Annotated in this window: 9 protein-coding genes and 1 pseudogene; 7 read left to right on the top strand and 3 right to left on the bottom strand. The window is 59.6% G+C overall.

The features are described from left to right. Positions 1-70 precede the first annotated feature (70 nt). The 7 genes and pseudogenes from NW818_RS02680 to ribB all read left to right on the top strand — a co-directional run. Positions 71-289, top strand: coding sequence for a hypothetical protein (locus NW818_RS02680; protein ID WP_414329334.1), 219 nt, complete (start codon positions 71-73; stop codon positions 287-289). A 153-nt stretch (positions 290-442) separates the two neighbouring features. After that, positions 443-1876 carry an argininosuccinate lyase gene (gene argH / locus NW818_RS02685; protein ID WP_414423770.1) on the top strand — a complete coding sequence of 478 codons (1434 nt, stop codon included), beginning with the start codon at positions 443-445 and terminating at the stop codon, positions 1874-1876. 119 nt (positions 1877-1995) lie between these two features. Beyond that, the gene (locus tag NW818_RS02690; protein WP_414423766.1) at positions 1996-2292 is read left to right on the top strand and encodes a DUF6464 family protein; all 297 of its coding nucleotides are present in this window, start codon (positions 1996-1998) and stop codon (positions 2290-2292) included. A gap of 161 nt (positions 2293-2453) precedes the next feature. Further along, entirely contained in the window at positions 2454-2942 is a 489-nt protein-coding gene (locus NW818_RS02695) for a M67 family metallopeptidase (RefSeq protein ID WP_011433657.1), read from the top strand. Between the two features lie 246 nt (positions 2943-3188). Further along, positions 3189-3470, top strand: coding sequence for a MoaD/ThiS family protein (locus NW818_RS02700; protein WP_011433658.1), 282 nt, complete (start codon positions 3189-3191; stop codon positions 3468-3470). Positions 3471-3472: 2 nt separating this feature from the next. Continuing rightward, positions 3473-4642, top strand: a complete 1170-nt coding sequence (gene moeB, locus NW818_RS02705; RefSeq protein ID WP_414423767.1) for a molybdopterin-synthase adenylyltransferase MoeB — start codon at positions 3473-3475, stop codon at positions 4640-4642. 143 nt (positions 4643-4785) lie between these two features. Beyond that, positions 4786-5934 (top strand): annotated as a pseudogene (ribB, locus tag NW818_RS02710) (3,4-dihydroxy-2-butanone-4-phosphate synthase); the annotation flags it as partial. 60 nt (positions 5935-5994) lie between these two features. Here the strand turns inward: ribB and NW818_RS02715 are convergent. From NW818_RS02715 to NW818_RS02725, 3 genes are all read right to left on the bottom strand, one after another. After that, positions 5995-6477: a hypothetical protein gene (locus NW818_RS02715; RefSeq protein ID WP_414423768.1), complete on the bottom strand. Its 483-nt coding sequence runs from the start codon at positions 6475-6477 to the stop codon at positions 5995-5997. 114 nt (positions 6478-6591) lie between these two features. Next, on the bottom strand, positions 6592-7638 hold the full coding sequence (locus tag NW818_RS02720) for a GntR family transcriptional regulator (protein ID WP_414423769.1): 1047 nt from the start codon (positions 7636-7638) through the stop codon (positions 6592-6594). 152 nt (positions 7639-7790) lie between these two features. Then, positions 7791-7979 (bottom strand): TOBE domain-containing protein, encoded by a 189-nt coding sequence (locus tag NW818_RS02725; RefSeq protein ID WP_414374567.1) that lies wholly within the window; start codon positions 7977-7979, stop codon positions 7791-7793. Between the last annotated feature and the right edge of the window lie 55 nt (positions 7980-8034).

Here is an 8034-nt window from a genome sequence, read left to right on the forward strand (position 1 = left end):
GGAGAGTTCAGCGTGAATGTATCAGCTACCAGGTTGGCTGCACTGTGTTATCTACACCTGAGGTACAACCATGAACTTCTCTCCTTCTGGGTCTGAGACCGCTTCGGTTTACTTGCCGGCCCCCGCGGCTTTCCAGACGGAAATGATTGTCGGGCAGGTGTTCCGACAGGATGTGCTGGGCGATATCCGCAAGGGTTGGAATGGCTTTGTGGAATCGGGCCAAATTTGGGCGCTTTTGATAGGGATCGTGGCGGGCTACATGCTCAAGAGCATCACCAGCTCCCACTAGGGCCTTGTCACCATTGCTCTAGCTGGATCCATTGGGCCTGGGCCGGCGGGGTTTTGGCCGTCGGCGGTCGGTTTCTGTGTTTTTTCTCCACAACTGCAGTGGGGTCTTCCTACGGTGGTCAATCCTTCTCCCCATTCTTCCGGTTCCCAGCCGATGTCTGAGCCGACGGTAACTTCCACCCCTCGCCCCTGGAGCCAGCGCTTTGAGGGATCCCTGCACCCTGCCATTGCCCGCTTCAACGCCAGTATCGGCTTCGACATCCGCCTGCTGCCCTACGATGTGGCCGGATCCCTGGCTCATGTGCAGATGTTGGCCGCTTGTGGCATCCTGACCCAGCAAGAGGCCGACCAGATCCGGTGGGGATTGGAGCAGATCCAACAGGAAGCGGCTGCCGGCACCTTCCGGCCCGATCCAGAGGCAGAGGATGTCCACTACGCCGTCGAGCGTCGTTTGGTGGCTTTGGTGGGGGAAGTGGGAAAAAAACTGCATACCGGGCGCTCCCGCAATGACCAAGTGGCCACCGATCTGCGTCTCTATCTGCGAGATCAGATCGATCACCTTCGTCAAGCCCTCTGGGAGCTGCGCGGAGTTTTGTTGGACTTGGCTGAGCGGCATCTGGAGACAATCCTGCCCGGCTACACCCATCTGCAACGGGCTCAGCCGATTAGCTTGGCCCACCACCTCTTGGCCTATGAAGAAATGTTCTGGCGAGACTGGCAACGGCTGGGGCGGGTGCGGGAAGAGGTGAATGTCTGCCCCCTCGGATCCGGGGCTTTGGCCGGCACTTCTCTGCCCATCGATCGGCAGCTCACCGCCCATCTGCTGGGATTTGAGCGGATCAGCGCCAACAGCTTGGATGCCGTCAGCGACCGGGACTACCTGGTGGAGTTCCACGCTGCCGCCAGCTTGATTTTGGTGCATCTCAGCCGCCTCTCGGAAGAGATGATCCTCTGGGCTTCCCAGGAGTTCGGCTTTGTCACCCTCACCGATGCCTGTGCCACCGGCTCCAGCCTCATGCCCCAGAAGAAAAATCCCGATGTGCCGGAGTTGGTGCGCAGCAAGGCGGGGCGGGTGTTTGGCCATCTCCAGGCTTTGTTGGTCACCTTGAAGGGGCTGCCGCTGGCCTACAACAAAGATCTCCAAGAAGACAAAGAGGGACTATTCGACACGGTCGATACCCTGAAAGCCTGCCTAGAGGCGATGACCCTTCTGCTGCGGGAAGGGATCCAATTTCAACCTGAGCGCATGGCGGCTGCTGTGCAGGAAGATTTCTCCAACGCCACCGATGTGGCCGACTACTTGGTGCGCAAAGGGATCCCCTTTCGCACAGCCCATGATTTGGTGGGGCAGATTGTGCGCATTTGTTTGGCAGAGGGGATCCTGCTGCGGGATCTGCCCTTGGAGCGCTGGAAAACCTTCCACCCGGCCTTTGAGGCGGACATTTTGACGGCCATTGAGCCCCGCCAGGTGGTGGCCACGCGGCTCAGCGCCGGGGGAACGGGCTTTGCTGTGGTGCGAGAAGCCCTGCAACGGGCCCAGGCCCGCCACCAGCAGCCAGAGCCATCGGAAGAAACTCCACAAACTTAAACTGAACTCAAGGAGAGTTTGCAATTCTTGGGTTCTTCTCGCCAGTGTGTGCCATCCTGAGGTTCTCAGCCATCCAACGCAACTCCCAGCCTGTTGGCCTCTTCCCTGGGTATCGTTCCATGTTGGATAACCTCACCGCCCACGTCCTCGAAAATGCGGCCAAGCGTCGCTGGCGGGAACGCGCCCACAGCCGATTTTTGCAAGATTGGCGACGGCAAGTGGTGCTGCTGCGCCGTCAACGGGCCGGCGAATTTGGCCCACCCCTGGGGGATCCCTCTTGTGTTTTCAGTGCCCACTCGGCTTGGTTGCGCTGTGCCGTCCATCCCCAAGGGCCGTGCCAGGGTTGCCCCCACTATGCCCCCGTCACCCCTCCAAAGCCAGAGCCACCTCTGGGTTCACTCGATGGACGGGTCTGACCGCGCCACACTGGTGGCCGAACATTTTCAGCAGCGGCGGCCTCTGCGGAACGGCCTGCCCGTTGCGCCCCAATGGCATCCGCTGTAGCTAAGTTGAGGGATCCCCGGCCAACTTGTGCCAGAATAAAAGAACGGTAACTCCATCGGCAAAGGCGAGATTCATGGCCCTCTACCTCTCGGCAGACCACCTTCACAGCATCCGCCAGCACGGCGAACAAGCCTTTCCCCACGAGAGCTGCGGCATTTTAATTGGGGAAATCCGGGGATCCGACAAGATCATCCACGAGCTTTGGTCGGTGACCAACACCTGGGATCAAGCCGAAAACCCTCTGGCAGACGGGGAATCCAGCCGCCGCCGCTTTTTGATCGATCCGGCGGATTTCAAGCGGGCCAACGACCACGCGGTGCGCAAAGGGCTGGGGATCCTGGGCACCTATCATTCCCATCCCAACCATGCGGCCATTCCCTCCGAGTTTGATCGGCAGCATGCTTTTCCTTGGGGCTTTTCCTGTGTGATCGTCAGTGTGCGCGAGGGCAAGGCAGAAGAGGTGGTGAGCTGGGTTTTGGATGAGCAGGAGCAGCCCCAACGGGAGCCGATGCAGATGCTGGAAGACATTCGCATCCCCCCGCTCCCGGCTTTGGCAAGCTAGAGTCGTTTGGGCTTTGCCGCTGTTTCAGGCTGAAGTTCACGGCTAAGTTCAGTTGGGATCCTTGAAAGCTGGGATGGGTACCACCGGAAAAAGCGGTAGTCTAGTGCTGAACCTTGTCTGTAACATAGCTGAATCCTCAAAGTCAGTAGACAGCCCCAACAAGATCGACAGACGGATAGGTCAGCCCAGATCCTCTGGATCCTCAAAAGTCTCCAGTAGATACCCAAGATCTCTCCCCGAACTCCCATGGCAACCAAAGTTCTGATCCCCTCTCCCCTGCGCCCCTACACCGACAACCTGGAAGCTGTCGAGATCGAGGGCAGCAATGTTGGCGAAGTGATGGGCAACCTCATCGCCCGCTATGGCGAGCTGAAGCGCCACCTCTACACCGAGGATGGGAAGCTGCGCAATTTTGTCAATGTCTACCTCAACGACGAGGATGTGCGCACGTTGCCCCAAGGCAACAACACCCCCGTGGGAGAACAAGCCGTCATCAGCATCGTTCCCGCTATTGCTGGAGGGTTGTGAGCATGTTGAACCTGGATACCAGCCAAGTTAGCCTCTCCCGCGAAGAGATGGAGCGGTTTTCTCGGCATTTGATCCTGCCCGAGGTGGGCCTAGAAGGACAGAAGCGGCTGAAAGCGGGCAAAGTGCTGTGCATCGGCACAGGCGGCCTTGGCTCGCCCCTGTTGCTGTACTTGGCGGCAGCCGGCGTGGGGCGGATCGGCATTGTCGATTTTGATGTGGTGGATGTGTCCAACCTGCAGCGGCAGGTGATCCACGGCACCTCCTGGGTGGGCAAGCCGAAGGTGGAATCGGCCAAGAACCGCATCCTGGAGATCAACCCCCACTGTCAAGTGGATGTTTACAACACCGCCCTGAAGGCCCACAACGCACTGGAGCTGTTTGCCAACTATGACGTGATTGTGGATGGCACCGATAACTTCCCCACCCGTTACCTGGTGAACGATGCCTGTGTGTTGACGGGCAAGCCCAATGTCTACGGCTCGATCTTCCGCTTCGAGGGACAAGCGACGGTCTTCAACTACGAAGATGGGCCCAACTACCGGGATCTCTACCCCGAGCCGCCCCCACCAGGACTGGTGCCCTCCTGCGCCGAAGGGGGAGTGTTGGGGATCCTCCCCGGCATCATCGGTGTTATTCAAGCTACCGAAACCGTGAAGATCCTGCTGGGCGTGGGCACAACCCTAAGTGGGCGGCTGCTGCTTTACGATGCCCTGAACATGAGCTTCCGGGAGCTGAAGCTGCGCAAAAACCCGGCTACTCCGCCCATCACTGAGCTGATCGACTACGAACAGTTCTGCGGGATCCCACAAGCCCAAGCTGCCGAACAGGCTGGCCAAGCGGAGATCCCGGAGATCACCGTGGCTGAGCTAAAAGCCCGCCTCGATGCCCAGCAAGACTTTGTGCTGGTCGATGTGCGCAACCCGAACGAGTGGGAGATAGGCCGGATCCCTGGTGCTCACCTGATCCCCCTGCCCCAAATTGAAAACGGCGACGGGGTGGAGCAGGTGCGTCGCCTCCTTAACGGCTCAGAGCTGATCGTCCACTGCAAGAGTGGGGCACGCTCGGCCAAAGCCCTGAAGATCCTACAAGCTGCTGGGATCCAAGGAAAAAACCTGCGCGGGGGGATCCTCGCCTGGGCAGAGGCTTACGATCCCTCGATTCCCAAGTACTGACTCTGCCTTGGGATCCCTAGCTGTTGCCCGGTTTGCTCTAGCATAGATCTGGCAGATCCGGTGCCCAGAGCCGGCTGTGCCAGGTTTTCCCTTTTTGCGTCCCCTTTTCCATGAGTGCCATCCCGCAGGCCGAGACAGAAACAATCTTCCACTCCATCCCCGAAGCCCTCGAAGACCTCAAGTGTGGTCGCATGGTCATCGTGGTCGATGACGAAAACCGAGAAAACGAAGGGGATCTGGTCTGTGCTGCCCAGTTTGCCACGCCCCAAGCTATCAACTTCATGGCCACCTACGGGCGGGGCCTTATCTGCCTGGCCATGCAGGGATCCCGCCTCGATGAGCTGAAGATCCCGCTGATGGTGGGGCAGAACACCGACAGCAACCAAACTGCCTTTACCGTCAGCATTGATGCTGGGCCAGAGGCTGGAGTCTCCACCGGCATTTCCGCCGCCGATCGCTCCCGCACCATTCAGGCGGCCATTCACCCGCACACGCGACCGGAAGATCTGCGCCGCCCTGGGCATGTCTTTCCGCTGCGGGCACGGGAGGGCGGAGTACTCAAACGGGCTGGCCATACGGAAGCGGCGGTGGATCTGGCGATGTTGGCCGGGCTGTATCCGGCAGGGGTGATTTGCGAGATCCAAAACCCGGATGGCTCCATGGCCCGCCTGCCCCAGTTGATCGAATATGCCCGTCAGCACGATTTGAAGATCATCACCATCGCCCACCTCATCGAGTACCGCTTGCGCACCGAACAACTGGTTCACCGAGAGGCTGCCGCCACCCTGCCCACGGAGTTTGGCCAGTTTCGGGTTTACGGCTACCGCGATAGCCTCAACCAAGTCGAGCACCTGGCCCTGGTGAAAGGGGATCCGACCCAATTTGCCGCTGAGCCCGTCCTGGTGCGCGTCCATGTGGAGTGTCCCCTAGGGGATGCGCTGGGATCCCTGCGCTGCGATTGTCGCCGCCAATTGACAGCGGCCCTGAAGATGATCGGCCACCAGGGCAAGGGGGTGCTGGTGTACCTGCGCCGGCAAGAGCAGGAGCTGAGTCTCATCGAGCAAATCAAGTCCTACGCCCGGCAAGATCTGGGACTTTCTGAAACCGCGCCACCGGTGGCGATGGACTTGCGCGATTACGGCATCGGCGCCCAGATCCTACGGGATGTAGGGGTGCGCAAAATGCGCCTGATCAGCAACACCTCTCGCCACATCAGCGGCTTGAAAGGATTTGGCCTGGAAGTGGCCGAGCGCGTGCCCCTGCTGGTGGAAGAGCCGGATCTCAATTTGCATGTGGAGCCGTCCTGTTCCCTGAAACTGTTGCTGCACGACGCTGGCGCAACCGATTCCGGCTCAAGCCTGTAGCGCGTTGTAGGGCCGAGGGCTATGGTGGAACAAAGACTGGGGTGCAGCCGGCTCGCCGTCCACTACATAAGCCTTGGATCCCCAGCCCCAGAAAGACCAGAAAGGACGTTCGGGCCCCGATGGAGCCGTCATTGCTATGCGACGCTTCCGCGCTGGTGACAGGGGTGCGGAGCACTGGCGCGCCGGTAGGAGGGAGTCCCTGGCTGTCGGGCTCAAGAGTTGCTTCGGCAGGACAGGAATGTCGGATCCCACCTGTGACCACACCTCATAGCTCCGAGGGCGCACCACCACCAGGCTGATCAGGGATCCGTGATCCATGTCGTAGCGGCAACTGGCGATGGCCTCTTGCAGCTGAGAAAAGCCCCGGTTGAAGACGTAAAAATGGTCTTGGAAGCGGATGGCCTCCCAGAAACCTTCCCGTGTAACCGCCACATAGTCGTGATTGGCGGAGGCGTAGTCGAGGATCACCATGCGTGTAAAGACTGATCAGCGATGAATCAAAATGAGAGAGCTTTTACCGTATTTTCACCTAAGCACGATCTTGGACAGCCTGTCATCCGCAAAATGGCTCACCTGCAACAAGGCTTAATGGGTTTCTTTGCCTTGCAAACTGCTACTGCTTGCGTCCCCATCTCCTCCGGCTCCAGGGATCCCACCCAATTCCCGTCTCAGCTCGGCCATAGCCGCTTCTCCGATGTGGGGGGTGGCGCAGACTAGGTTGGGTGTGCGGATTAGATCGGCTCGGGCTTGGCGCACCAAGACCCGCAGGGTGGGGTAGCTGGCCTCATCGCAAATCAGCGTATGGGCGCGGCGGATTAGGGATCCCACCCGTTCCGTATCCGAGATCACTGCCGTCAGCACCAGCAGGTCTCCCCGCAGACTGTAGACAATCACCTCGGCAACCTCCAGCAGGGCAGTGCTGATGCTCACCAGCCCCAGACAGGCGTAGGAAGGCAATTGGCGGATCAGGGCAATTTCGCGGGCGTAGTCAGACACCTCCACCGTCAGAACACGGGCCCCTCGCGGCTGGGCAATGGCTTCGACGGCGCTGAGAAAATAGTGCAGCGTCACCACAGTGCCGGAATGGATCTGATCCAGAACGGTGGCCAGCTCCTCCAGGGGCACCAACTGGACCCGGATGCCCAAAGTCTGCTGGATTTGCTGGGCCATCAGTTGTCCTGTACCCAAATCCCGGTTGGGCACACACACCAGCACTTGGGCACTGCAGCGCAATCGCCAATCGATCTCCGCTAGCAGCAGATCCCGCACCTGCTCCAAAGAAAACCCCTGCTGCAGCAGCTGGTCGATGCCCTGGCGCACCTGCTCCAGGACCTGTCGGGATCGATCCAGGTTTTCCCCCAGGCCGCGAGAGTAGTTAACCACCTGGCGGGCGGAGCGGCTCACGTAAATGCCAGATCCAGCGCGGGTTTCCACCAGGCCCATAGCCTCCAATTGGTGGTAAACCTTGTGGATGGTATTGCGGTGCAGGCCTGTTTGCATAGCCAATTGACGGGTGCTGGGCAGGCGGTAGCCGGGAGGAAATTGCCCGCAGGCGATGGCAAAGCAGAGCAAATTAAAAAGCTGTACGGAGCCAGGGATCCCACTCTCCGGCTGGATGGAAATGCGCATCATGGCCCGTTTTTCTCCCTTTGACAACGCCGTTGCGAGCCCGTTTCTGGGCTACGTAAGAATCCCTCGACTTCAGTCGGCGGGAGTGTCAACTGCCTGCAAGATAGCGCCGACGCCGGATAGACAAGCTCCAGAGGAGATCGGGATTGAGAGCCCTATTCGGGGATGCGGTGCATCCGGCTGGGATCCCAACTTAAAGTCACCTCCGTCCCTTCCGGCAACTGCTGCAAATTCAGGCCGGGGTTGGGTTGCACAGCCAAAAGTTTCACCTCACAGCCCGACACCCATACCTGATAGCGAATGAAAGCCCCTAGATAAGCAGTGTCGCAAATCCGTCCCCGCAAGCGGCAGTGGCCATCGGGGATCCCTTCTTCAGCTTACTAGCGCAGGAGCCCCGCA

This window comes from Synechococcus sp. R6-5, from assembly GCF_047461775.1.
GTDB lineage: Bacteria > Cyanobacteriota > Cyanobacteriia > Thermostichales > Thermostichaceae > Thermostichus.

Coding starts and splice junctions, on each gene's coding strand:
- NW818_RS02680 (WP_414329334.1), top strand. CDS start 71: ATGAACTTCTCTCCTTCTGGGTCTGAGACCGCTTCGGTTTACTTGCCG.
- argH (WP_414423770.1), top strand. CDS start 443: ATGTCTGAGCCGACGGTAACTTCCACCCCTCGCCCCTGGAGCCAGCGC.
- NW818_RS02690 (WP_414423766.1), top strand. CDS start 1,996: ATGTTGGATAACCTCACCGCCCACGTCCTCGAAAATGCGGCCAAGCGT.
- NW818_RS02695 (WP_011433657.1), top strand. CDS start 2,454: ATGGCCCTCTACCTCTCGGCAGACCACCTTCACAGCATCCGCCAGCAC.
- NW818_RS02700 (WP_011433658.1), top strand. CDS start 3,189: ATGGCAACCAAAGTTCTGATCCCCTCTCCCCTGCGCCCCTACACCGAC.
- moeB (WP_414423767.1), top strand. CDS start 3,473: ATGTTGAACCTGGATACCAGCCAAGTTAGCCTCTCCCGCGAAGAGATG.
- NW818_RS02715 (WP_414423768.1), bottom strand. CDS start 6,477: ATGGTGATCCTCGACTACGCCTCCGCCAATCACGACTATGTGGCGGTT.
- NW818_RS02720 (WP_414423769.1), bottom strand. CDS start 7,638: ATGATGCGCATTTCCATCCAGCCGGAGAGTGGGATCCCTGGCTCCGTA.